This is a genomic window from Cobetia sp. UIB-001, assembly GCF_044789135.1.
Taxonomy (GTDB): Bacteria; Pseudomonadota; Gammaproteobacteria; order Pseudomonadales; family Halomonadaceae; genus Cobetia; species Cobetia amphilecti.
Genome location: NZ_CP058244.1, coordinates 1,711,323 through 1,735,031, shown reverse-complemented (window position 1 = coordinate 1,735,031; position 23,709 = coordinate 1,711,323). Strand labels below are relative to the sequence as shown.

Genomic DNA, 23,709 nt, shown 5'->3' with positions numbered 1-23,709 from the left:
CTTGTCGAACGTCACTTGCCCAGCAATCGTGGCGCATCCGCAGTAAAGAATCGCAGGCCCTGCTGAAGATGGGTGACGCAGGCCTCGACGGCGACGGTCATCTCGCGCCCACGCCGCGTACACATCTGCGCACGGGTCGTCGCCAGCGCGGGGTGCTGCATCGGCAGCAGGCAGATATCGCCGCGCCGCAGCTCCTCCACTACGCTCAACTCCGGCATGAAGGTCACGCCGATTCCCGAACGCACGAAATTCTTGAGCACCGATACGGAATTGGTGCGCAACTGTGCGCGCAGCGAGACCCGCTCCTGCTGCGCCGCCTGATTGACCATCTGACGCATGCCGGTGCATTCATCGATCAACGCCAGCGGCCACTGCGCCACCTGCGAAAGCGTCAACGGCTCTGCGATCTCGAGTAGCGGATGCTCCGCCGGCACGATCAGATCCAGCGGCTGGCAGGTCTCCACATGACAACAAAGAATCGGATCGACGGGCGGGGCGTAGAGCAGCGCGATATCCACCTCGAAGTCGCGCAACAGCTCAGTCGCCTCATTCACCCCCGCCATGCGCACCACGACCTCGATGCCGGGATGACGTGCCATGAAGCTCTGCAACGGCAGCGAGATCAGATCGGCAATGAAGCCTTCGCCCACCGCGATTCTCACCTCACCACTGCGCAGGCCCTGCAAGGCGCTCAGCTGCGAGAGCGCTGCCGCCTCCGCCGCCTGCTGGCGATGAAAGTGATCAAGCAACAACACCCCGGCCTGGGTAGCGCGCATGCCCGTCTCGCTGCGCTCGCACAACGCGACACCCACCTCTTCTTCCAGCTGCTTGATCTGGCGGCTCACCGCTGAAGGGTCGAGATTCAGATGCCGCGCCGCGCGCCGCAGTGAGCCCCGGCGGATGATTTCATTCAGCGCCGTCAGCGCCTTGGGATTGAGCATGGGTCACGTTACCTGCTATTTGTTGTTATCCATCATACGATGCCCCCGACGATAACTCTCACACCACTCTCCCAGGCAGGCGCGACATGTTCGATTTCAAGGAAGTGGAAGCCTTCGTGTGGATCACGCGCCTGGGGTCGTTCCGGCTGGCCGCTCAGCATCTGCATCTGACCCAGCCCTCGATTTCCGAACGCATCAACAAGCTGGAAACCACGTTGGAAACCCGCCTGCTGGAGCGCACTCGCCGACCGGTACAGCCGACGCTCAAGGGGCGCGAATTCTATCGCCACGCTGAGGCGTTGCTGGAAGCGCGCCAGAAAGCGCTGTCCATGATGGAATTGAATACGCCCTTCCAGGGCGTGCTGCGACTGGGCGTCGTCGAGACCGTCGCGCATAGCTGGCTGCCCGGCTTTCTGGCCGAACTGGCGCGCCGCTACCCGGACCTCACGCTGGAGCTCGAGGTCGACAGCTCCCCGGGACTTGCCGCCATGCTCACCGCCGGCGATATCGACCTCGCCTTCTTGATGGGGCCGGTGACGGCAGAGAGCGTGCTCAATCGTTTTCTCTGCAACTACACGATGGGCTTCGTGATCAGCCCCGCGCTGGGCTTCACCGAAGACAATTTCTCGTTGCGGCGCCTGAATTCTCTGCCGCTGATCTCGTTTGCCCGCAACAGCCGACCGCACCATGAACTTGGCTCCATGCTCCATCAGATGGGGCTGGATGACGTGAAGCTGCATTGCTCCAGCTCGCTATGGACCATCGTGCGCATGACCCTGGATGGCTTGGGCGTCGGCGCCATCCCGCCACGTATCGTCGCTGAGGAAATCCGCCAGGGCACCCTGCTCAGCCTGCCCTGCGACCTGCCTGAGCTGACCTTCACCGCCTCCTGGCCGACTCATATGGAAAGCGCCCTCGCCGAAGGCGTGTGTGAACTCGCCATCGAGATCGCCCGCCAGGATCAGGAGGCGCATTCACGAATCGCCTGATCTTCTCGGGCTTTCATACCCTGCATAGCCTCCCTTTCGACCATGATGTCTCTACTGACTCGCGCCACATGAAAGGAATTTCCGATGGCTTGACTCGATAAAAATCGATTGGATTTATCCGGGTGCGCTTCTTATGGTGAAGACAGACAACAACAACTTCACAAGAAGCTCCCACGATGCCCCAGACACTTCTCAGTGCCGCGTCGTCCCCCCGCGAGGCGCGCGAGCAGATCCGCAGCGGTCATTGGGCCAGCCACACCAGCGGTATCGCTGCCGGCTACGCCCAGACCAACCTGATCATCCTGCCAGCCGAGGCTGCCGGTGAATTTCTGCAATTCTGCCAGGCCAATCCCAAGGCCTGCCCGTTGCTGGATGTCACGGCCGTCGGTTCTCCCGCCCCGACAGGGCTCGGTGAGAATATCGACCTGCGCCACGACCTGCCGGCCTATCACATCTACCGTCACGGCAAGCGTGAGGAAACGCGCGAGGATATCGCCGCCCTGTGGCAGGACGATTTCGTGGCGTTTTCCATCGGCTGCTCGTTCTCGTTCGAAGAGGCGCTGCTCAACGAGGGTGTCGAGGTTCGCCATGCGCGCCTGAAGCGCAACGTGCCGATGTATCGCACCAATATCCCTTTGATCAGTGCCGGGCGCTTCCACGGCAACCTGGTGGTATCCCTGCGCCCGATGTCGGCGGCGCACGCCATTCGCGCGATCCAGATCACCACCGACATGCCTCGTGTGCACGGTGCCCCCGTCCATCTGGGCGACCCCGCCTTGATCGGTATTTCCGATATCGAAAGCCCAGACTTCGGCGATGCGCCTACGCTTGAGACAGGCGACCTGCCGGTGTTCTGGGCCTGTGGCGTCACACCACAACTGGCGCTGGAGAATGCCCGACTGCCATTGGCGATCGCGCATAGCCCGGGCCACATGCTGATTACCGACATTCCCAATCATCGTCTCAAGTACGGATGACCTGCTGCCAGGCGTGCTGCCGAGCGTACTGCCGAGCATGAGAGAAATCCGCACTCATCACGCCCGGCGCAGTGCAGGGACGCACCGCGAATCGAAACACAGCACAGCAACGCACAGAACAGCAGCGGGAAAGACACACCCCGCAAAGATGTAGCCAACAAGCTTTTCCGATAACACCAGATGCACAACAACAATGGTGATTCCCATGAAGACACGTTTTGCCCTCTCCGCCCTTGGTCTCGCACTCGCCGCCGCCGGTAGCGCCAATGCTGCCGATACCCTCAACGTGGTAGGCAGCTGGAGCAGCCTGGAGCTCAACCGTCAGTTCGAGAAGCCGTTCTGGAGCGAGACCCTCCCGGCCGCCAGCAGCGGTGAACTCAGCACCCAGGTGACCACCTTCGATCAGATGGGTATCCCCGGCTCCGACGTCTATCGCTATCTGGGCGATGGTGTCTTCGATGTCGGCATGACCGTGGCCGACTACACCGTGTCCGATGCGCCGGAACTCGAAGGGCTGGATCTGCCGATGATGGCCCCCACTGCCGAGGAAGCGCAGCAGGTCGCCGAGGCCTTCCGCCCCCTGGCGGAGTCCACCATGAACAAGCGCTTCAACAGCCACGTGCTGGCCATCGTGCCGTATCCGGCCCAGGTGCTGTTCTGCAACACCCCGATCGAAGGGCTCGATGACCTGCAGGACAAGAAGGTGCGTGCCAGCGGCCGCTCCACCGGTGAGTTCATCGAGGCGCTGGGGGCACAGAGCCTCAACATCGCCTTCAACGAGGTGCCCGGCTCCCTGGAGCGTGGCGTCATCGACTGCGCCGTCACCGGTTCGCTCTCCGGCTACAGCGCCGGTTGGCATGAAGTGTCCAGCCACCTGATGCCGCTGCCGCTGGGTGGCTGGGATTACGTGATCACCGCCATCAATCAGGACAAGTGGCAGGGCCTGGGCGCCGAGACCCAGACCCTGATCCAGCAGCAGGTGGATAGCGAGTTCACCGCGCCGGTGTGGGAAAACGCGCGTGGCGAGACCGCGCGTGGCGTGGCCTGCCTGACCGGCGAAGGCGATTGCCCGCTGGGCAAGAGCGCCGACATGACGCTGGTCGACTTCAGCGATGACGACGCCAAGCGCGCACGTGCGGCGCTCGAAGACACCGTCCTGCCTGCCTGGGCCGCGCGTGTCGATGCCGAGACGCGCAAGACCTGGAACGAAAGCGTCGGCAAGGTCGTCGGCCTGACCGCTAGCGCGGAGTGATCCAACGGCACCTGCTCACCGAAGCCTGTTCGCGAGCAGGTGCCGATAGCCTCGCCCTGTCCCGACGTGGCAGACATGTTCCCCAGAGACGTAGCGCTGAACGACTCGCGCCTGTGTATTCAAGCGCAAGCTTTCAAAAGCAGGCTTTCTCGAGAAAGCGGCCTTCGTTCAGCGCCCCAGCAGGACCCGACTCATGAACTCCTTCCTTCACGCACTCGATGTCCTCGTGTCACTGACACGCGCGATATCACGCCACGCCGCACGCCTGATGGGCCTGTTGTTGCTGGCCGTCGTGGTCTTCATCGGGGCCGAAATCCTGATGCGCCAACTGTTCAATCATCCGCTGCCCGGCGTGCACGAATATGCCGGGTATGTGCTGGCGATGCTCTCGGCGTGGGGCCTTTCCCACACCCTGATGGAGCGCGCCCACATCCGTATCGATGTCGTGCACGGCAAGCTGCCGGCCTTCTCGCGCCACACCCTGGATATCCTCGCGATGCTGGCGCTGAACCTGGTGGCCTGGGTGATTCTGATCAATGCCTGGCCGGTGCTCGGCAAGTCATTGAGCAACGGCTCTACCGCCAATACCCCGCTGGCGACGCCGCTGTGGATTCCGCAGCTCTTGTGGTTGTCCGGTTATGCCTGGTTCGCGATCACCACCAGCGTGCTGGGACTGCGCGTTCTCGTTGCCGCCTGTCTGCGTGATACCACCACGCTAGAGACACTGGCCGGCCCCGATCACGGAGAAAGCGAAGGGGCTCTGGCCCAGGCGGCCTCCACGACCAAGGAGACACGCTGATGTTGGGCTTTCTTTCGGTGGGTATCCTCACCCTGCTGCTGGCCGGCATTCCGGTTGCGGTCACTCTCTTTCTGCTCGCCTTCGGGATCGACCAGTTCTATTCCTTCTTCCCGCTGACCAAGGCACTGGGCCAGAACCTGTGGTCTGCCGCGGACTCCTTTCTGCTGATCGCGATTCCGCTGTTCGTGCTGATGGGCGAGATCATCGTGCGCGCCGGCATAGCCGAGAAGGCCTACCGCGCCATGGACCACTGGCTCTCGTGGCTGCCGGGCGGCCTGCTGCACGCCAACATCACCACCTCGGCACTGTTCTCGGCGACCTCCGGCTCCTCGGTGGCGACGGCGGCGACGGTCTCGACCGTGGCCTTGCCCCAGGGCAAGAAGCTCGGCTATGACGCCAAGCTGTTCTGCGGCAGCATCGCCGCGGGCGGCACCCTGGGCATCCTGATTCCGCCGTCGATCAACCTGATCGTCTATGGCTTCCTGACCGAGACCTCCATCCCGAAGCTGTTCATGGCCGGCCTGGTACCGGGCCTCGGCCTGGCGGCGCTGTTCATGCTGGCCTCGCTGCTGCTGTGTGTCTGGAAGCCGTCACTGGGCGGCCCGCGCCAGAGCGCCAGCTGGAGCACCCGCATCAAGAGCCTGTCATTCCTGCTGCCGCTGCTGGTGCTGTTCATCGTCATCGTCGGCTCCATCTATCTGGGCTGGGCGACGCCGACCGAAGCCGCCGCCATCGGCGTGCTGGCCTCGCTGGGCCTCGCCGCCATCAACCGCTCGCTGAATCTGTCGATGATCAGCCGCGCGCTGGACGGCACCGTCAAGACCACCTCGATGATCCTGTTCATCATCATGGCGGCCTCCTTCCTCAACTTCGCACTGGCCTCCTCCGGCATGGTCCAGCAGGTCACCGGCCTGCTCGAAGCCTATGACCTGGGACCCTTCGCGCTGCTGATGGCGGTGATCGCGCTGTTCATCGTGCTCGGTTTCTTCATCGAGACCCTGTCGCTGATGGTCATCACCATTCCCATCGTCACCCCGCTGATCGCGGCGGCCGGTTACGACAAGGTGTGGTTCGGCATCGTGATGATCCTGTTCGTCGAGCTGGCACTGATCACCCCGCCAGTCGGCCTGAACCTCTACATCGTGCAGGCCTCACGGCGTGGCGAAGCCTTCGCCGACGTCATCATCGGCACCCTGCCGTATCTGGGCGCGATGCTGGTGATGGCCGCGCTGCTGGTGGCCTTCCCGCAGATCGCGCTGTGGCTGCCTTCGGCACTGTAAAGCCGCTTTTGACTGACACCTGCTGGCAAGCCGGCAGGTGTCATTGACGCAACACCATTCACTCAAGACTTCCTGCACAGAACAACGACAACCCCCGATAACGGAGCGATTCCCATGCTGACCTTTACCCATGACAACGGCGAATTCACCCTTGATGTCCAGCGCGTCGCGATTGCCGGCTGGGCCGGACGCGACCAGGCGGGCGTGCAGCACCATATCGACGAGCTCAAGCTGCTGGGCGTGGCGCCGCCCTCCCAGACCCCGCTGTTCTACCGCGTGACCCGCGAGACCCTGACCCAGGCCTCTCAGGTCGCGATGCTCGGTGGCGAAGGCTCCGGTGAGGTCGAGACCTGTCTGGTCAGCGACGCCGAGGGCACCCTGTGGGTGACGATCGCCTCGGACCACACCGACCGCAAGCTCGAAGCCGTCGGCGTCGCCGAATCCAAGCAGCTGTGCGCCAAGCCGATTGCCCGCCATGCCTGGAAGCTCAGTGAGGTCATCGACCACTGGGACAGCCTCAAGATCGAAAGCGAGATCGAAGACGCCGGCAAGACCGTGCGCTATCAGCAGGGCACTCTCGCCGAGCTGCTGCCGGTCGCCACCTTGATGGAGCGCCTGCCGGCCGGCATCGCCAAGGACGGCAGCCTGGCCCCCAACAGCGTACTGCTATGCGGCACCGTGCCGGCGATCGGTGGCATCCGCCCCAGCCCGAGCTTTACCATGCGCCTGATCGACCCGCAGACCGGTCGTCGCATCGAGCACCGTTACGAGGTGGAAGAACTTGAGGTGGTGGCATGAGTGATGAGAGCAAGCGCCTTGAGCAGGCGCGTGAATTCTGGGCGCGCCCGCCCCGCCAGCGCACATTGACGCAGTTGCTGGCCGCCTATCAGACAGGCAGTTTCGGCCCCGAGCAGAGCGCCACGGTGCTTGCCGAGCGCCATCAGGCCCTGGGCGAGAGCGCCAGCCACAGCATCATCAGCCGCGATGATGCTGGCATGAGCGTGCAGGCCGCCGCTCAGCAGCAACTCAAGGCGGCGGCGACGTCGTTGCCGCTGGGGGGTGTCCCGGTCTCGATCAAGGACCTCTTCGACGAGACCGGCATGACGACGCTGGCAGGCTCGCGGGCACTCGCAGGAAGCCAACTAGCCGATCAGGACGCTGTGGCACTGAGCCGCCTGAAAGCCGCCGGCATGCTGCATGCCGGCCGCACCAGCATGAGCGAGTTCGCGTTCTCTGGCCTGGGCCTGAACCCGCATGTCGGCACGCCGCCCAACCCCTTCGACGGCGAGCGCATCACCGGCGGTTCGACCTCCGGCGGTGCCGCCTCCGTCGCCTTCGGACTGGCAGCCGCGACCCTGGGCAGCGATACCGGCGGCTCGCTGCGAATTCCGGCGGCCTTCTGTGGCCTGACCGGCTTCAAGCCGTCACAGGCCAGCGTGCCGGGGGATGGCGCCTTCCCGCTGTCACCCAGCCTGGACTGCGTCGGCCCCATCGCGCCCAGCGTCGCCTGCTGTCGCCGCCTGTGGGAAGTCCTGAGCGGTGAGGTCGCTGACGCGACGCCACTCACCCGCCCGCTGACGCTGCTGGTGCCGGAGAGCGAGCTGGTCAGTGAAGTGGATGCCGATGTGGCCGCCGACTTCGCCGCCCTGCTGGAACGGCTCGAGGGTCTGGGGGTTCGCCTCCAGCGTGCGCCGGTCGAGGCTATTGAGGCCGCTTACGCCATCAATCAGCGCGGCGGGCTGGTCATTCCGGAAGCGGCCGCCGTGCATCACGAACTGCTGGCCGCCCACGAAGCCCAGTATGATCCGCTAATCGCCGAACGCCTGAACGGCGGGCGCGACATCACCTCCAGCGAGTATCTGGCACGCCTGTGGCCGCGCACCGCCATCCAGCAACGCTTCGCCCAGCAGGTGCAGGATGTCGATGCGGTGCTGATGCCGACCGTTGCCATGCGTGCCCCGCGTCGTGACCTGCTGGAGCAGGATGGCGCGCTCTTCGCCCAGCTCAACAAGCGCGCGCTGCGCAACACCAGCGTCTTCAACTACCTGGATGCCAGCTCGATCTCGATTCCGGCGCCAGCAGCGGTGAACGAAGAGCCGCTGGGCCTGATGCTGTCACGCCCTCAGGGTCAGGATGTGGCGCTGCTGCGCGTCGCCCAGGCGCTGGAGAAACTGCTCGCGCAATAGTGCTGTGCCGGCTGAGCGCAGCAACGGCTGACCGCAGCAATGGCTGCCACAGCAATGGCTTAGCTCAGCAGCGGCGAGCGCAAAAACGCAAAAGGGGCCTCCAGATGGAGGCCCCTTTTTCATGACGCGGACAGTCTGACTGTCCTCAATGATTGAGAATGATCGCGGTAATGGCACCGCCCGCCACGGCCGCCAGCACATAGCGACCATCGATGTTCAACCAGCGATGCCCCTGCGGCGGCGCAGACAGCTTGTGAGCACGCCAGTCACTCACCCAGTAACGCTTGTTGGAGTAGTAGCTGCGCGGCACATGGTCGCCGCGACGCCAGTTGTGTGACTTCTGACCTTGATGCCTGGCCTGCGCCTGATGCTTTTGCTGATTATGACGCTGAGACTGGTCGTGACGCGTCTGCTGCTTTTTCTTCTGATGGCCATTGCCGTGGCTGTTGTGTTGGTTGCCTTGGCTGTTGTGTTGACCGCCACGATTATCGCGGTCGTTGGGCGATGCCTGCGCCAGCGACGCGGTCATCAGGGTGAAGATCATCATCATTACGGTCAGGGTGCGATTGCGCATGTCTGGCCTCCTCGTCGTACTCGGCATCAAGGAATGCCGAGGCTGTGAATCAGGGTCATGAAACGGAGCCATGAAACAGGGTCATGAAACGGGGTCATGAGACAGAGTTAAGAAACAGTGTTAACAAACGGTATGAGAGAACACTATCGCCTCGTGTTCGCCACGGCAAGCCAGCGCGCCAACCTCCACTTTTGCGCACAATTCGCAACGACTTGTCGCCAGTTGACGCATCCTTGTTGCGCAATGACGACATCGAGAAGCAGATATTCGTAATGGCTGATATGGCGCACCATGGCGCGTGGCAAGCATTGATACCTGCGCACTCCATGGTCGCAAGGGGGTGGGTGCCCCATCAGAGCGTCGCCAGATGAGGACAGCTTGCATCGGTGATAGGTAATGTCATCGCTGCCCGCGGCATCACTGCTCGAGCACGATCTCATCGATGACCTGGCTTTCGGTATTCATCAGCACGAAGGCATTCTTGAGCTGAAGCCAGCGCTGGTTGGCGCCGGGTTCCGAGAGCTTGTGCTGCTGCCAGTTCTCGACCCGAAGGTCATCATCCCGGGCGATAGTGTCCGGTACCTTGCCGCCCCGCTTCCAGACATGAGCCGGCGAAGCCTCTGCCACCGCTTTCTTCTCAGCCAGCTTTTCCTGGTGCTGAATCTTCTTCAATTCCCGCATCTGTTGCGCCTGAACGCGCTGCGCCTTTACCTGACCTTCCAGATCATGATGCTTCTGGCGCAGACGCTCATCGTCCTTGTCATCATTGCCATCACCCGCCGAGTCAGCCTGCACGAGGCCAGCACCCAGCAACGACAACATCAGGGTCAGTACCGCAAATGACCGCTTCGCCATGTTGGCCTCCTCGGCTGATTGCGTATGCGTGCGCTGTGCTGAGTCCAGCTCAGGCCATCTTGCTGGCGGCTGGACACCCTGCGTTCCAGATCGCCATTCCCTACCATCAGCTTATCGCGTCAGCGGCGCAATTTGCGGTTGGATAACGCACGATCTACACGCTTTCCTCAAGTCTGGCAGCCACTTGGCGCCAGATATGACCTCCTAGAGCAAGATATGACCTCCAAGAGCCAGATCAGGCCACGGCGCGGCAGGGTGCGGTGGCAAAATCGAGATGCAGATGATTGCCGTCCGGATCTCGCATGTGCAGTTGCACAAGCCCGCCCCCCGCGAGCGCGATCCGCTGATAGTGCGTACGGGACGCCGCCAGGCGCGCCTCGAATGCCTCGATATCCGTGGCGGCAAGCGAGAAATGCTCAAGCCGGAGACTGGCATCACTGCTGATCGCTGGCAGGCAACCGATGTCGATGAGATGGATGACCGCCACCTCTCCGGCGTAAAGCCAGGCACCGGCGAAGGGGAAATCGGGTCGCGGCCCGCTGTGCAGCCCCAGTACATCGCCATACCACTGGAGCATGGCACTCAGCTGTCCGGTTCGCAGGTTCACATGATCAAGGCGCTGTATGCCCATGACAGGGTTCCATCATTGTATCAGCCACCCGGCACTCGCCAGCAGTCAAGGTGGCTTGTGAGTGCTGGGTGGCAATGAGAGTGTCTTTCACGAAAAGGAGTGCGACCGGTTGCCCGGCCGCACTCCTTTCACATCACCGCCTCGACAGTGGCTTCGATCAGAAGCCTTCGAGGACAATCTTGCCCTTGGCCTTGCCGCTTTCCAGCAAGGCATGCGCGCGCTTGAGGTTCTCGGCATTGATGGTGCCGAAGGTTTCCGTCGCGGTGGAGGTGATTCTGCCAGTGTCCAGCAGACCCGCCACCTTGGTGAGGATCTCGCCCTGACGCGTGATATCGGCGGTGGTGAACAGTGAACGAGTGAACATCAGCTCCCAATGGATGGAAACGGCCTTGGGCTTGAACGGCACCACATCGAGGGTCTGTGGGTCATCGATCATGCCGAAACGGCCCTGAGGCGCGATCAATTCGGCAACCTGCGGCGCGTAGTGCTCGGAGAAGTTGGTCGAGAACACGAAGGCCGGTGCACCGATGCCCAGCGCCTCGATCTGGGCCGGCAGCGGCTGGCTGTGGTCGATGACGTGATGCGCGCCCAGTGACTTCACCCACTCGCGGGTCTGGGGACGTGACGCCGTGGCGATGATGGTCAGGTCAGTCAGCTCACGCAGCAGCTGGATGGTGATGGAGCCCACGCCGCCGGCCCCGCCGATGATCAGGATGGCACGTGCAGCACCCGGCACCGGCTCGGTGACACGCAGACGATCGAACAGCATCTCGAAGCCGGTCAGCGTGGTCAGCGGCAGCGCAGCCGCCTCATGGGCCGCCACGGATTTGGGCGCATGGCCGACGATGCGCTCATCCACCAGGTGGAATTCGCTGTTGGTGCCGGCGCGGGTGAGATCACCGGCATACCAGACCTTGTCGCCCGGGGCGAAGGCCGTGACCTGGTCACCGATGGCGACGACTTCGCCCACGGCGTCCCATCCGATGACGGCAGCTTCGCCGGCGGCCGGCTCGCGGCTCTCACGAATCTTGTAATCCACCGGATTCACCGAGACCGCGGCGACCTTGACCAGCAGGTCGTGACCGGTGGCAACCGGCGTCTCGAGTTCGATATCGACCAGGGCATCGTCACGATCAACGGAACCGGCAGCGTAGTAACCAATGGCTTTCATCAAAGTCTCTCCTAAAGATCATGTCAGTCACGGCAGCACTGAATGGCCTTGCCGTGATGCGATGACAGCATGTTAACTCTCTGGCCTTGGCGTAAAAACAGCCCATGACCGCAAGGTTAATCCGGATAAAGCGGATAATGTATGGCGAGTTTGCGTGTTGCGTGCAAGGGGACGCCGACGGGTGATCGGCTTGCGATGCGGGATGCGCCGGCCAGACACAAAAACGACAACGCAGGACGGTCGTGAGACACGTCCTGCGCAGATCACAGGCTAACGAGAAAGCCATGGCGCCAAGGCAATGTGTTGCCCAAGGACCTAGGCCCGAGGGAGTAAGGGAGCAAGGGTCAGTTGGCAGGTGTCAGCTTGAGCAGGTAGTAATGCTTGTCACTGCCATCCACGCCCTGATTGAGTGCCGGATGGGCGTTCAGCTGGTTGGTGGTGAGGTAGAGGCTGCCATCCGGCGCGAAGGCGAAGCCATCCGGCCAGCGCAGACGCTCGTCATCCTGGGCGATCACCGACATGCCCTCCGGCGATGAGAAGGTCAGTGCGTTGTGCTCCGCGTCACCGGCGATGATGCCGCCGCGCTTGGCATCGAAGATGAAGCCATCATTGGGGCGCTTGGGGGCGTAAGGCGTGATGGCGCGAGCCAGTTCCGCCGCCGTGGCAGTGTCATCGGCCAGCTCAGCCGCCGGCAGACGATAGATCTCACTGCCGTTCACGCCACCGAAATAGACGACGTCATCCGCCGGATCGAAGGCGATGGCGTTCAAGCCCAGGTACCAGGGCTTCGGCTCACCATTCTTGTCGCCCTTGGCCGCCATCAGATGGCCATTGATGACCATATCGTGTTCCACCGGCATCAGCCTTTCATCGCTCTGCAGCACGCGACGCGTCTTGCCGCTGGCGATATCCACCACCACGAAGGCCGGTTTCATGCTGGAGGCCGGCGCGGTAAAGGTCATGTCAGCGATATAGATCTTGCCGCGCTGCTCATCGATGACGAAATCCTGCAGGAAGGAGATCGGCAGCACGCTGTCACCGGCAAGCGAAATCACCTTCTTGAGCGAATCACTGCGGGTATCCCAGCCCACCAGCTTGGGCGCACTGTCCTGGCTGCCCATGTCGAGCATCCACACCACGCCCTGACTGTCGGAGTGCACGCCGATGATCGAGGCGATGCCGACCTCGCCCTTTTTCGGGCCATCGGCCCAGTCCAGGTTCGGGAACGGCACACGCTTGCCGTCCTGGGTGATCTCGACCACGCGCAGTGCCGGTGCATCGAGAGGCTGCTGGGACATGATCAAGCGGCCATCCGGCGTGAAGGTGATGTTGCCGGGGCGGGTGTCCGAATATTCGGCGACGGTGGTCAGCGTGCCGTCGCGCAGGGAGGCGGCTTGCGCATTCTGGGGGTTCACGGCCGTGCTGTCAGCGGCCGCCTGAGTGGCGCTGGCGACAGTGGCAACGCCCAGCGAGGCGATGAGAATGGCAGTCTTGAGGCGAGAAAACGGCATGGGGGCTCCTTGCCCGCCGGTTGGCGCTGTGCGCCAGCCCGGCAGGGTCGATGATGATGAGATGAAGAGACTGGGCGGTGACGTGGCCATCGCCCGGGGTTTGTCGAGATTCAGGTTAGAAAACTCAGGCGAGAAGACTCAGGTGCGATAAATCAGGTGCGACGCATCAGGCGCGGCGACGCAGGTCGTCTTCCAGTTCGCTCAAGCGAGGATTGCCGATGTAGAGCTGAGAGAGGTCCTTGAGGGCCGCGGCGCCGATGCGCAGGCGAGCCTCCTTGCGCACCACCAGCGTGGCGTCATCCTGGGTACCCAGCAGCCCCTTGGGCTCCTTGAGGGCGCGAATCCGGTAGCGGTGATGCAGGAACTGCGGATGCCACAGCGGCACCACGACCCAACGCCCCTGCGCCACCGCCGCTTCGTAACGATCGAAGCAGTCCGCTTCGCTGCCGGTGCGGAAGACATACCCGGCGGCGTCCAGACCATATTGCTTGATCATCTCGGCCGAGAAGCGACTGATGCCGGCCCCCGGATTGATGCCCTGGATGATCAGCTCCATCTTGCTGAGCGCCGGTTCCCGCAGCAGGTCCGTGACGCTTGCCACCGCGCTTTGTGGCACGTAATCCGGCACTCCCCAGATGCAATACGGCTCATAGATGACGGCGATCTTGTCGACGTCATCCAGCATGGGGGCCAGGTAAGTCTCATGACTCGACGGCAACCAGGCGGAGGCCAGAATGTCGACCTCCCCTCGCCCCAGCATCGCGAAGGCCTCTTCGTGGGGAGCAGAGGCGAAGGTCACCTCATGACCGTGGCTCTCCAGAACACGCGCCACTTCCCGAGCACTGGCCTCATGGAAGGACAACGCGATATGGCCGATACGGATGGGGTCTGTCATGACTGCCTCAATTGGATTGTTGAAGGGGAAATAAAGCGAGCAGGCCTGCATGGCCGCGGTGGTAAGTCAGGACCCATATCCAGGGACCAGGCCCGCCTCTCAATCGAAGGCGGTCATTTCATGCAGGGTGAATTCGCTGACCGCGCCTTCGGTCGCTGCCACATACTCTTCCAGGTGCGGGGCCTGCATGTGCTGCTGCCAGAGTTCCCGCGAGGCCCAATTCTCATGAAAGGTGAAATGCGCCGGATTGTCGTTGTTCTGGTGCAGGGTGTAGCCAAGGCAGCCTTCCTCGGCACGGGTGATCGGCACCAGTGCCAGAAGCGCTGCCTTGACCTGCTCGATCTGGTCCGGCTTGGCATGGATATTGGCGATGATGGTCAGCTGGGTCATGAAAGACACTCCGTGGCGTGATCGGGAAGCTTGAGTTGCGCAAGCGATGTGGTCATCCTAGCCACAAGCCTCATCCGTATAAACATCCAACTTGCGCAAAGATAATTCGGAAAAACCGTACAATGCTGCTGGATAATATCGCCCTGTTCCTGACCATCATCGAGAAAGGCAGCCTGACCGCCGCAGGACGCGAGACGGGGCTGTCGCCCACCACCGTGTCCGAGCGCCTCGCCGCGCTGGAAGCCCATTACGGGGTCGTGCTGCTCAACCGCACCACGCGCGCCATCAGCCTGACTGAAGAAGGCCGGACGCTGATGGAAGAAGCTCGCGGCCTGCTCGACAGCGTCTCGGAACTGGAGACCCGCATCCGCCTGGGCGCCCAGACTCTCACCGGCCGCATTCGCGTCAGTGCGCCGAGCGACCTGGGCCGCAATGCCCTGTCACGCGCCATCACCGAATTCCAGCATCTGCACCCCACCATCGAGATAGAACTGCTGCTGTCGGACAGCTACGTGGATATCGTCGGCCAGGGAATCGATCTTGCCCTGCGCTTCGGCACCATCATGGACAGCACGCTGCGCGTGCGGCATCTGGGCCAGAAACGCCGCCTGATATGCGCCTCCCCCGCCTACCTGGCGCAGCATCCTGCGCCGCTGACGCCGGTGGACCTCAAGCACCACAACTGCCTGGTGATGCGCTTCGGAAAGAGCCTCGACAACGAATGGCGCTTCGGCAGTCACAAGGTGCCGCAGATCGTCACCGTCAGTGGCAACCGGATCGCCAATGACGGCGAACTGGTGCGTCAGTGGTGCCTGGAAGGGTTGGGCATCGCCCTAAAATCGGAAGTCGATGTGAAGGAGGATCTCCACGCGGGTCGCCTGATCGAACTGCTGCCGGAACATGCCGCACCGCCCTCGCCGTTGCAGCTGCTGTTTCCGCCGGCGCGCGCCCAACCGCGTCGCGTGCAGGCGTTTGCCCAGCATCTGGTCGAGACCTTCAGCGAACCGGCCTGATCAGGACACAGGCGCACAGCTGCCTCGTCATTTGCCGGCTCGTAGTCTGTCGATCTGGCGAGACATTTGCCGCAACCAGAACGCCAACACCTCTGTGCGCATTGCGCGCGACAGAGGTGTTGGCGTCTTGCTTTGCGCGTGTTGCGGACATGCCTCAGGGTCTGGGCCTGGATCTGGATCCGGGGATGGGCCAGGTTACAACACGGCCTGGCGCACCCTGGCCGAGACCCACTCGGAGGCGATCACGGTAAACAGGATCACCACGAAGATCATGCTGACCTGGTTCCACGCCAGCACGTTGAGCGAGGACTGCAGATTGAGCCCCAGCCCACCGGCCCCGACCAGCCCCAGAATCGTCGACTCGCGGATATTGATGTCCCAGCGGAACACGCTGATGCCCCAGAAGGCCGGCAGAATCTGCGGCACCACGGCGTAGTTCATCACCTGCAGCCCCGAGGCACCGGTGGCACGCACGGCATCGACCTGACGCTCATCGATCTCCTCGATGGCTTCGTAGAGCAGCTTGGCGACGAAGCCGATGGAGCGCAGACCGATGGCGATCACCCCCGCCAGCAGCCCCGGGCCGATGATGGCGACCAGCAGCAGCGCCCAGATCAGCGAGTTGATCGAACGCGAGGCCACGATGATCAAAAGCGCCAGCGGACGGATGAAGCGCACGCTCGGCGTGGTGTTGCTGGCGGCGAGGAAGGCGACCGGCACGGCCATGATCACGCCGAGCACGGTACCCAGCGTCGCCATGTTGAGGGTGTCCCACAGCGGCTGCCACAAGCGCCCCAGGTAGCTCCACTCAGGCGGGAACATGCGTCCGCCGATATCGGCCGCCTGGGCGGGCGCATCCTCCACGAAGGCCCAGATGGTGTCTTCATTCATCACCTGCCAGCAGTAGACGCTGAACGCCACCAGCCAGAACAGGCCAACCCACTTCACCAGGCGCTGACGCGACGAAGAACGCTGCCAGACAGGGGCGTGAGACGAGGAACTGTCTGTCATGACTGTCATTGCACCCACCGACGGATATAGGAAGAGGAATATTCCACCACCAGCACGATGGCGATGATCATGATCAGGATGGCGCCGGCGGAATCGTATTCGTAACGATCGATCGCCGTATTGAGTGTCGCGCCGATCCCGCCCGCACCGACGATGCCGATCACCGATGACTCACGGAAATTGATATCGAGACGGTAGAGCGACAAGCCGATCAGGCGCGGCATGACCTGAGGCTGCACGGCATAGTTGACCACCTGCCACCATCCGGCGCCGGTGGCACGAATCGCCTCGATCTGGACGGCCTCACAGGCTTCGATCTCCTCGGCCAGCAGCTTGGCGACGAAGCCGATGCTGGCGAACGTCAGCGTCAGAAAGCCCGCGAAGGGGCCGAAGCCGAACATGGCCACCAGCAGGATGGCGATGATGATTTCCTGGAAGGAGCGCGACAGCGTGATGATGGAGCGGCACAGGAAATAGATCGGCGCCGGGGCCAGATTGCGTGCTGCGCCGATCCCGATGGGAATCGAGATCAGAATGCCCGCCAGCGTCGAGGTCCAGGTCATGGTCAGGCTCTCGATCAGCCCTTGCTGGATATCACTCCAGCGCGACGTGAAATCCGGGACCAGAAAGCCCTGCAGGAAGCGCCAGCCGCGGATCATGCCTTCCTGGACCCGTGCCCAGTCGACCTCGATGGTCGAGGTTGCCACCACCAGATAGGCAATGGCACACAGCATGAACAGCCAGGCATGCCAGCGACGCTTGAACATCACCGGCGGACGCTGCCAGCGGGTCGGCATGGTGGAGGAAGAGGAAGCTGGCGTTGTCATGTCGCCGCCACCATCTGCTCGCGCGGTGCCTGCGGGCGCACCGCCGGTTCGTCTGCCGCCTCCTCGGCGCCCTCTTCCGGATTGAGCTGCGTCCAGTCCTCGGCACCATAGATGGTGGTCAGCACCTCGTCGGTCAGTGCGTCCGGCGGGCCATCGAAGACCACTTCCCCGGCACGCAGCCCGATCAGGCGGTCCGTGAAGTTGCGGGCCAGCATCACATCGTGGATGTTGATGATCGCCGGCAGGCCACGCTCGCGGCACATGCCCTGGATCAGACGCATGATCTGGCGCGAGGTCTTGGGGTCCAGTGAGGCGGTCGGCTCATCGACCAGCAACAGCTCCGGATTCTGCTCCAGTGCCCGCGCGATGCCGACTCGCTGACGCTGCCCGCCCGACAGCTCATCGGCACGCTTGTCGTGACGCCCCGCAAGCCCCACCCGCTCCAGCAATGCAAACGCCTGCTGCACGTCTGCCGCCGGATAACGACGCAACAGCGAGCGCCAGTACGAGACATAGCCCAGTCGGCCTGACAGCACGTTCTCCATTACCGTCAGACGCTCGACCAGTGCATATTCCTGGAAGATCATCCCGATACGCCGCCGGACGCGGCGCAGGTCGCTCCCCTTGAGGCCCGTCAGGGACTCGCCGGCCAGACTGATCTCGCCAGAGGTCGGCTCGACCAGCCGGTTGATGCAGCGGATCAAGGTCGACTTGCCCGCCCCTGACGGGCCGATCAACCCGACCACCTGCCCTGCCGGTACCTCAAGACTGACGGCATTGAGCGCCAGGTCGCCTGTCTTGTAGGTCTTGGTGACTTTCTCTAGTTTCAGCACGTTTGACTCCCGACCCTGCCGATCAACGGCAGTGGTATTGAACGTTGTTCGCCGCGTCGATCTTGCGGATGACTTCCCACTCCTTCTTGAAGGAAATCGGGATGAACTGGGTTTCCCCCACCGGCGTGAATTCTTCTGCCAGTGACGAGCCTTCCCACGGGAAGGTCCTGAAGGCGTCCTTGATCTTCTCCTGCAGCTCCGGCGTCAGGTTGTGCGCCATGCCGTAGCTGGTGGTCGGGAAAGTCTGGGAGGTATACAGCGTCTTGAGCTGCTCGGGCTTGATCACACCGCGCTGCTCCATGCGACGGGCGACCTTGTTGGCGATCGCGGCGGCCGGATAATCCTTGTTCGCCACACCGAGTACCGAGTTGTCATGCTTGCCGGAAAACACGGGGGTGAAGTCGGTCCCGGCGACCATGCCGTAGTCGGACTTCAGAATCGCCGACGGTGCCTTGTAGCCGGAATTGGAGGTTTCGGAGGTGAAGGCCATCTCGCGGCCCTTGATGTCCTCGACCTTGTCGATCCCGGAGCCCGGATAGGTGATGATTTCCATCTCGTAACCGAAGGAGCCATCGTCCGCGGCCATCATGGTGAAGGGACGGAAACCGGCACAGGCCACCGCCAGCGGGGTGGAACCGGTATTGAAGCCGGCAATCTGCAGACGGCCGGCACGCATGGCCTCGATCTGGGCGGCGTTGGACTGCACCGGGAAGAACTGCACCTTCTTGCCGGTCTTCTCGGCCAAGTAATCCAGGAAGTCAGACCAGGCATCGGCATAGACCGCCGGGTCTTCCACTGGGGTATAGGCAAATACCAGGGTGGCGGGGTCCTTCAGTTCGGCGGGGGCCGTGGGGATATCCGCCACCATGTCGCCATCGGCATCGCTGTAGCGCTCGCCCAGACTGAACTGCGCTTGCGCCAGCGTCGGCACCAACAGCAATGACCCCAACCACCATCCAAGACGCTTCATTCCCTTCTCCCGTGTGTTCTTTGATCTGCCCCCGCCTCGGGCGAGGGACAGATATCATCAGCTGGCGACGCCACCCGACAATATTCACTGATCCATATAAGCCAATATTTCAGACTGGCGGCACTGGCGTTCAGGGTCCTGGCCCTTCACGACCTCCCGGCCAGCCACATATGGCATCAATTCGGGAGGTCGCGTTACGCCCGTCATGTCACTGCCTGATCCCTCTTGCGGGGTTCAGCGGCAGTTGTATTGAACGTTGTTGGCGTCATCGATCTTGCGGATGACTTCCCACTCCTTCTGGAAGGAGATCGGCACGAATTGCGCTTCACCGGACTCGGAGAACTCCGCTGCCAGTGAGGAGCCTTCCCAGGGGAAGCTCATGAAGGCGTCCTTGATCCTGGCCTGCAGCTCCGGCGTCAGGTTGTAGGCGACGCCGTAGCTGGTGGTCGGGAAGGTCTGCGAGGTATAGAGCGTCTTGATCTGGTCCGCCTCGATCACGCCGCGATCTTCCATGCGCCCCATCACCGAATTGGCGACGGCAGCAGCGACGTAATCGTGGTTGGCGACGCCGAGGATGGAATTGTCATGCTTGCCGGAGAACACCGGCGTGAAATCGGTACCGGCGACCATGTCGTAATCGGCCTTGAGGATGGCAGACGGTGCCTTGAAGCCGGAGTTGGAGGTCTCGGAGGTGAAGGCCATTTCCTTGCCCTTGATGTCCTCGACCTTGTCGATGCCGGACCCCGGGTAGGTGATGATTTCCATCTCGTAGCCGTAGCTGCCATCCGCCGCCGCCATCATGGTGAACGGGCGATAGCCGGCACAGGCCACGGCCAGCGGGTTGGAACCGGTATTGAAGCCGGCAATATGCAGACGACCCGCACGCATGGCTTCGATCTGGGCGGCGTTGGACTGCACCGGGAAGAACTGCACCTTCTTGCCGGTCTTCTCGGCCAGGTAATCCAGGAAGTCAGACCAGGCATCGGCATAGACTGCCGGGTCTTCCACCGGCGTATAGGCAAATACCAGTGTGCTCGGGTCCTTGAGCTGTGAGGCATCCGTCGGAATATCCGCCACCAGATCCCCATCGGCGTCGTTGTAACGGCTATCCAGACTGAACGCCGCCTGTGCCATCGAAGGAACCAGCATCATCGCGCCTACCACCAAGCCAAGCGTCTTCATATTCCCTGCCCCTTGAGTTTTTTTCGTTCGAACCGAGATCCAGCTGCGGATGTAAAGTAGGCGCTTCGTATGAAGATTGGATGACGCTTGCATTGCGAACGTGATGCGCTCGCATGACAGTCCAAAGACAGCGCCCTGGAGCAAGCGTGACGAGGCGACTTCCATGGTTATCTGAAAATATGAATCTCCATATATATTTTCCGATAACGGCCCGCGCCGAGGCCGCCAGGCCCCGTGATGCCCCATGATGCCCCGCTATCGTGGCCTGCTCCCCCGCGGATTGACGTTCATTTGAAGATGGCGAGCTGAGCACTTCGCCATGCGATGAAGCCGTCATGCCCGAAAGTCACCCAGCACGGCGTGAAGGTCGCGCTTTCGAGAACGCTGAGATCCACTCGCTCTCTACACCCTGCCATCGTGAGCCAGAGGGCAAGGCGCTGATCCGAGAGCTTGGACCCGAGGGCTTGATGCAAAGGGCTTGGGAACGAAGGCCTTACGCAAAGTGCTTTACCGCAAAGGGCCTGACGCAAAGGGCTTGGCCACAGCGTCTGGAGACAGGATCTGAACAAAAGAGGCCGAAACGCAAAAGCCCCCGGCAACCAAAGGCTGCGGGGGGCTTTCATCATCCGGGGCACTCAGCTGCCATCAGGCAGCGATGTCATGCCTCAGTGGCGCTCGTTCTTGAGCACGTCGGCGTAGTTCTTCTTCTGGTAACGAGACTGGGTATCGCTCGACTTGTTGCTGGCACTGGACTTGGCTGACTTGGCCGCCTGGCTGGCGTGTGATGTCCTGGCCGACGCCTTGCTGCTTGCCGTGGCCTTGTGGGACTGGGCGGCAGACTTGGCAGATGACTTGGCGCTGTTCTTGGACTGACTGTACTGGGACTTGGCGCTGTTCTTGGTCTGGGAGTACTGAGACTTGGCGCTGTCCTTGTGAGCCTCAAGCGTCGGATTGCCGGCCAGTGCCACGGAGGAACCGGCCATGCTGGCCACCATCAGTGCTGCGATCGTCAACTTGCGCATCGTGTCTACCTCGTCATCTTGCATGAATACCGAGTCCTGGAGGGCGCCCCTCGAGGTTTGTCATGAGCAGACACTAACGTGTTGATATTCAAGCTCGCAATTGTCGATCCCTGACATGACGATTTCTTTCACCTTATCCGAAAGTTGTAGCCATCCCGAGACGAGCGTGTCTCATCTGGCACCTGTCCCACCCTCGCCCGCCACATGACCTTGCCCTGCGCCGCACTCCCCCAAAGCGGTAAAAATTCATCAGTGAATGATTGTCTTCATTTCATGGGCACTAACGCCGGCTGGCGCGTCGATCAGGCTTGACCCAGCGCCAGAAAAACATTGTTATTTACTTGAGAAGAAAATTAAGTCACTGACAGGAAATAATCGAGCCTCAGCCACGTCAGTGAATGACATTCTTCACATCACAACAACAATGCCTCTCTGCCGACATCGGAGCCCAGAATGCCTCACGCGACCTGCACCTCAGACGATCACTTCATTCTCACCATCAGCTGCCCGGCGACGTCCGGCATCGTGGCGGCCATCACCACCTTCCTGACCACCCATGAGTGCTACATCAGTGAGCTGGCGCAATACGATGATGAGGACAAGGGGCAGTTCTTCTTCCGCGCCCGCTTCCGCTTCAATGAAGGCGTCGAAGGCGATATCGCCCAGATGCGTCAGGCCTTCGAGGACGTGGCGGCTCCCTTCGAGATGCAATGGCAGATCCACGGTGGCCAGGACAAGATGCCGGTGCTGATCATGGTCTCCAAGTTCGACCACTGCCTGGACGACCTGCTCTATCACTACCGCAAGGGTGAGCTGGACATGCGGATCACCGCGGTGGTCTCCAATCACCTGGACCTGCGCCCGATGGTCGAGCGCGAAGGCATCCGCTTCGTCTACCTGCCGATCACCAAGGACACCAAGGCGCGCCAGGAAGCGGCCTTGATGGACATCGTCGACGAAACCGGCACTCAGCTGGTGGTGCTGGCGCGCTACATGCAGATTCTCTCCGATGAGCTGTGCCAGAAGCTGGCCGGGCGCGCCATCAACATCCACCACTCCTTCCTGCCGGGCTTCAAGGGCGCCAAGCCCTATCACCAGGCCCATGCCCGCGGGGTCAAGCTGATCGGAGCCACCGCTCACTACGTCACCGCGGATCTCGACGAAGGGCCGATCATCGATCAGGCCGTACAGCGGGTCGAACACAACTTCGCCCCGGAAGATCTGGTCGCAGCGGGCCGCAATACCGAGACCCAGGCACTGACCAATGCCGTGCGCTATCACATCGAACACCGCGTCTTCCTCGCCAATGATCGCACCGTGATTTTCAAGTAAGGCGTCAAATAAGTCTTCAAGCAAGGCGTCACACAAGCCTTCAAGACAGACCACGCGTGAATCATCGGCCGTCACCCAAGGGAGGAAGCGCAGTCATGAATACCCAAGCGACACCCACCGCGAGCGCGGACGAGACACTCGCACAGCCCACCGCCGCCGTGATCGATGGCAAGGCCGCCTCGGCGCGACTGCTCAAGGAAGTCACGGCAGAGGTCGCAAGCCTCGCGCAACAGGGCGTGATACCGGGGCTTGCCGTCGTGCTGGTCGGCGAAGACCCGGCAAGCCAGGTGTATGTGCGCAACAAGCTCAAGCGCACTGTCGAGTGTGGCATGCAGTCCTTCGAGCACGTGCTGCCCAGCGAGACCCGCGAAGCCGAGCTGCTGGCGCTGGTCGCCAGACTCAATGCAGACCCCGAGGTGCATGGCATCCTCGTCCAGCTGCCGCTGCCGGCGCATATCCAGGAAGACGCGGTGCTGGAGGCCATCGACCCCGCCAAGGACGTCGACGGCTTCCATCGCATGAACGTCGGGGCGCTGGTGCAGGGCGCCGATGCCCTGGCGCCCTGCACGCCCACCGGCTGCATGCGCCTGTTGCGCGACACCTTTGCCGAGCGCGGCGGCGACCTTTCCGGGCTGCATGCGGTGATCATCGGCCGCTCCAACATCGTCGGCAAGCCGATGGCCAGTCTGCTGCTGGCCGCCAACTGCAGCGTCACCCAGCTGCACTCGCGCAGCCAGAATCCCGCCGAACTCTGTCGCCAGGCCGATATCGTGGTCGCCGCGGTCGGGCGCCCGAACATGATCAGCGCCGACTGGATCAAGCCCGGCGCCGTGGTCATCGATGTGGGCATCAATCGCATCGCGCAGTCCGCCGAGCAAAGCCCCACCGGCAAGGCGCGCACCCGCCTGGTCGGGGACGTGGACTTCGCTGCGGTCAGCAAGATCGCCGGCGCCATCACGCCAGTCCCGGGGGGCGTCGGCCCGATGACCATCGCCTGCCTGCTCGCCAACACCCTGACTGCCGCGCGTCGCCAGTCGGCCTGAACCACTAGAGGTACGTTTGCGCGTA

The 23,709-nt window shown here is 62.4% G+C and carries 24 protein-coding genes; 10 read left to right on the top strand and 14 right to left on the bottom strand.

What is annotated here, in order from left to right; genetic code table 11:
• Positions 1–11: 11 nt before the first annotated feature.
• Complete coding sequence (locus tag HA399_RS07355; protein ID WP_043332328.1) at positions 12–941, bottom strand: LysR family transcriptional regulator; 930 nt, start codon at positions 939–941, stop codon at positions 12–14.
• 86 nt (positions 942–1,027) lie between these two features.
• Here HA399_RS07355 and HA399_RS07350 point away from each other — a divergent pair, with 86 nt between their 5' ends.
• The 7 genes from HA399_RS07350 (at position 1,028) to HA399_RS07320 (ending at position 8,424) form a co-directional block, all read left to right on the top strand.
• Positions 1,028–1,930, top strand: coding sequence for a LysR family transcriptional regulator (locus HA399_RS07350; protein WP_064503238.1), 903 nt, complete (start codon positions 1,028–1,030; stop codon positions 1,928–1,930).
• Positions 1,931–2,106: 176 nt separating this feature from the next.
• Complete coding sequence (locus HA399_RS07345) at positions 2,107–2,907, top strand: putative hydro-lyase (RefSeq protein ID WP_404326645.1); 801 nt, start codon at positions 2,107–2,109, stop codon at positions 2,905–2,907.
• Positions 2,908–3,112: 205 nt separating this feature from the next.
• Positions 3,113–4,159: a TRAP transporter substrate-binding protein gene (locus tag HA399_RS07340; RefSeq protein WP_043332132.1), complete on the top strand. Its 1,047-nt coding sequence runs from the start codon at positions 3,113–3,115 to the stop codon at positions 4,157–4,159.
• Positions 4,160–4,352: 193 nt separating this feature from the next.
• The gene (locus HA399_RS07335) at positions 4,353–4,958 is read left to right on the top strand and encodes a TRAP transporter small permease subunit (RefSeq protein WP_054555982.1); all 606 of its coding nucleotides are present in this window, start codon (positions 4,353–4,355) and stop codon (positions 4,956–4,958) included.
• On the top strand, positions 4,958–6,238 hold the full coding sequence (locus HA399_RS07330; RefSeq protein ID WP_054555981.1) for a TRAP transporter large permease: 1,281 nt from the start codon (positions 4,958–4,960) through the stop codon (positions 6,236–6,238). The genes HA399_RS07335 and HA399_RS07330 overlap by 1 nt, the downstream gene beginning before the upstream one ends.
• 114 nt (positions 6,239–6,352) lie before the next feature.
• Positions 6,353–7,036 carry a DUF2848 domain-containing protein gene (locus tag HA399_RS07325; protein WP_404326644.1) on the top strand — a complete coding sequence of 228 codons (684 nt, stop codon included), beginning with the start codon at positions 6,353–6,355 and terminating at the stop codon, positions 7,034–7,036.
• Complete coding sequence (locus tag HA399_RS07320; protein ID WP_404326643.1) at positions 7,033–8,424, top strand: amidase family protein; 1,392 nt, start codon at positions 7,033–7,035, stop codon at positions 8,422–8,424. The genes HA399_RS07325 and HA399_RS07320 overlap by 4 nt, the downstream gene beginning before the upstream one ends.
• A 145-nt stretch (positions 8,425–8,569) precedes the next feature.
• On the opposite strand, the gene HA399_RS07315 is transcribed toward HA399_RS07320, so the two are convergent.
• The 7 genes from HA399_RS07315 to HA399_RS07285 all read right to left on the bottom strand — a co-directional run bounded on the left by HA399_RS07315 (position 8,570) and on the right by HA399_RS07285 (position 14,451).
• A complete protein-coding gene (locus HA399_RS07315; protein ID WP_175090282.1) occupies positions 8,570–8,998 on the bottom strand; it encodes an RcnB family protein in 429 nt (142 codons plus the stop codon).
• Positions 8,999–9,415: 417 nt separating this feature from the next.
• A complete protein-coding gene (locus HA399_RS07310) occupies positions 9,416–9,853 on the bottom strand; it encodes an RcnB family protein (protein WP_404326642.1) in 438 nt (145 codons plus the stop codon).
• Positions 9,854–10,088: 235 nt separating this feature from the next.
• A complete protein-coding gene (locus HA399_RS07305) occupies positions 10,089–10,484 on the bottom strand; it encodes a VOC family protein (RefSeq protein WP_192838136.1) in 396 nt (131 codons plus the stop codon).
• A gap of 157 nt (positions 10,485–10,641) precedes the next feature.
• The gene (locus HA399_RS07300) at positions 10,642–11,655 is read right to left on the bottom strand and encodes a zinc-binding alcohol dehydrogenase family protein (protein WP_216061022.1); all 1,014 of its coding nucleotides are present in this window, start codon (positions 11,653–11,655) and stop codon (positions 10,642–10,644) included.
• A 344-nt stretch (positions 11,656–11,999) separates the two neighbouring features.
• Positions 12,000–13,166: an L-dopachrome tautomerase-related protein gene (locus HA399_RS07295; RefSeq protein WP_404326640.1), complete on the bottom strand. Its 1,167-nt coding sequence runs from the start codon at positions 13,164–13,166 to the stop codon at positions 12,000–12,002.
• Between the two features lie 166 nt (positions 13,167–13,332).
• A complete protein-coding gene (locus HA399_RS07290; protein ID WP_404326639.1) occupies positions 13,333–14,061 on the bottom strand; it encodes a glycine betaine ABC transporter substrate-binding protein in 729 nt (242 codons plus the stop codon).
• A gap of 99 nt (positions 14,062–14,160) precedes the next feature.
• Positions 14,161–14,451 (bottom strand): putative quinol monooxygenase, encoded by a 291-nt coding sequence (locus HA399_RS07285; protein WP_043332148.1) that lies wholly within the window; start codon positions 14,449–14,451, stop codon positions 14,161–14,163.
• Positions 14,452–14,573: 122 nt separating this feature from the next.
• Here HA399_RS07285 and HA399_RS07280 point away from each other — a divergent pair, with 122 nt between their 5' ends.
• The gene (locus tag HA399_RS07280) at positions 14,574–15,464 is read left to right on the top strand and encodes a LysR family transcriptional regulator (RefSeq protein ID WP_404326637.1); all 891 of its coding nucleotides are present in this window, start codon (positions 14,574–14,576) and stop codon (positions 15,462–15,464) included.
• 195 nt (positions 15,465–15,659) lie between these two features.
• On the opposite strand, the gene phnE (HA399_RS07275) is transcribed toward HA399_RS07280, so the two are convergent.
• From phnE (HA399_RS07275) to HA399_RS07250, 6 genes are all read right to left on the bottom strand, one after another.
• Complete coding sequence (gene phnE / locus HA399_RS07275) at positions 15,660–16,475, bottom strand: phosphonate ABC transporter, permease protein PhnE (RefSeq protein ID WP_192838130.1); 816 nt, start codon at positions 16,473–16,475, stop codon at positions 15,660–15,662.
• A 5-nt stretch (positions 16,476–16,480) separates the two neighbouring features.
• The gene (phnE, locus tag HA399_RS07270) at positions 16,481–17,302 is read right to left on the bottom strand and encodes a phosphonate ABC transporter, permease protein PhnE (protein ID WP_404326636.1); all 822 of its coding nucleotides are present in this window, start codon (positions 17,300–17,302) and stop codon (positions 16,481–16,483) included.
• A complete protein-coding gene (gene phnC, locus HA399_RS07265; protein WP_153635600.1) occupies positions 17,299–18,135 on the bottom strand; it encodes a phosphonate ABC transporter ATP-binding protein in 837 nt (278 codons plus the stop codon). The genes phnE (HA399_RS07270) and phnC overlap by 4 nt, the downstream gene beginning before the upstream one ends.
• A gap of 22 nt (positions 18,136–18,157) precedes the next feature.
• Positions 18,158–19,105, bottom strand: a complete 948-nt coding sequence (gene phnD, locus HA399_RS07260) for a phosphate/phosphite/phosphonate ABC transporter substrate-binding protein (RefSeq protein WP_404326635.1) — start codon at positions 19,103–19,105, stop codon at positions 18,158–18,160.
• A 234-nt stretch (positions 19,106–19,339) separates the two neighbouring features.
• Complete coding sequence (gene phnD / locus HA399_RS07255) at positions 19,340–20,257, bottom strand: phosphate/phosphite/phosphonate ABC transporter substrate-binding protein (RefSeq protein WP_404326634.1); 918 nt, start codon at positions 20,255–20,257, stop codon at positions 19,340–19,342.
• A gap of 695 nt (positions 20,258–20,952) precedes the next feature.
• Positions 20,953–21,309, bottom strand: coding sequence for a hypothetical protein (locus tag HA399_RS07250; protein WP_404326633.1), 357 nt, complete (start codon positions 21,307–21,309; stop codon positions 20,953–20,955).
• Between the two features lie 453 nt (positions 21,310–21,762).
• On the opposite strand from HA399_RS07250, the gene purU reads away from it, so the two are divergent.
• Together purU and folD are read left to right on the top strand one after the other, a co-directional pair.
• Positions 21,763–22,641, top strand: a complete 879-nt coding sequence (purU, locus tag HA399_RS07245; protein ID WP_054555969.1) for a formyltetrahydrofolate deformylase — start codon at positions 21,763–21,765, stop codon at positions 22,639–22,641.
• 95 nt (positions 22,642–22,736) lie between these two features.
• Positions 22,737–23,684 carry a bifunctional methylenetetrahydrofolate dehydrogenase/methenyltetrahydrofolate cyclohydrolase FolD gene (folD, locus tag HA399_RS07240; protein ID WP_248378829.1) on the top strand — a complete coding sequence of 316 codons (948 nt, stop codon included), beginning with the start codon at positions 22,737–22,739 and terminating at the stop codon, positions 23,682–23,684.
• Positions 23,685–23,709: the final 25 nt, after the last annotated feature.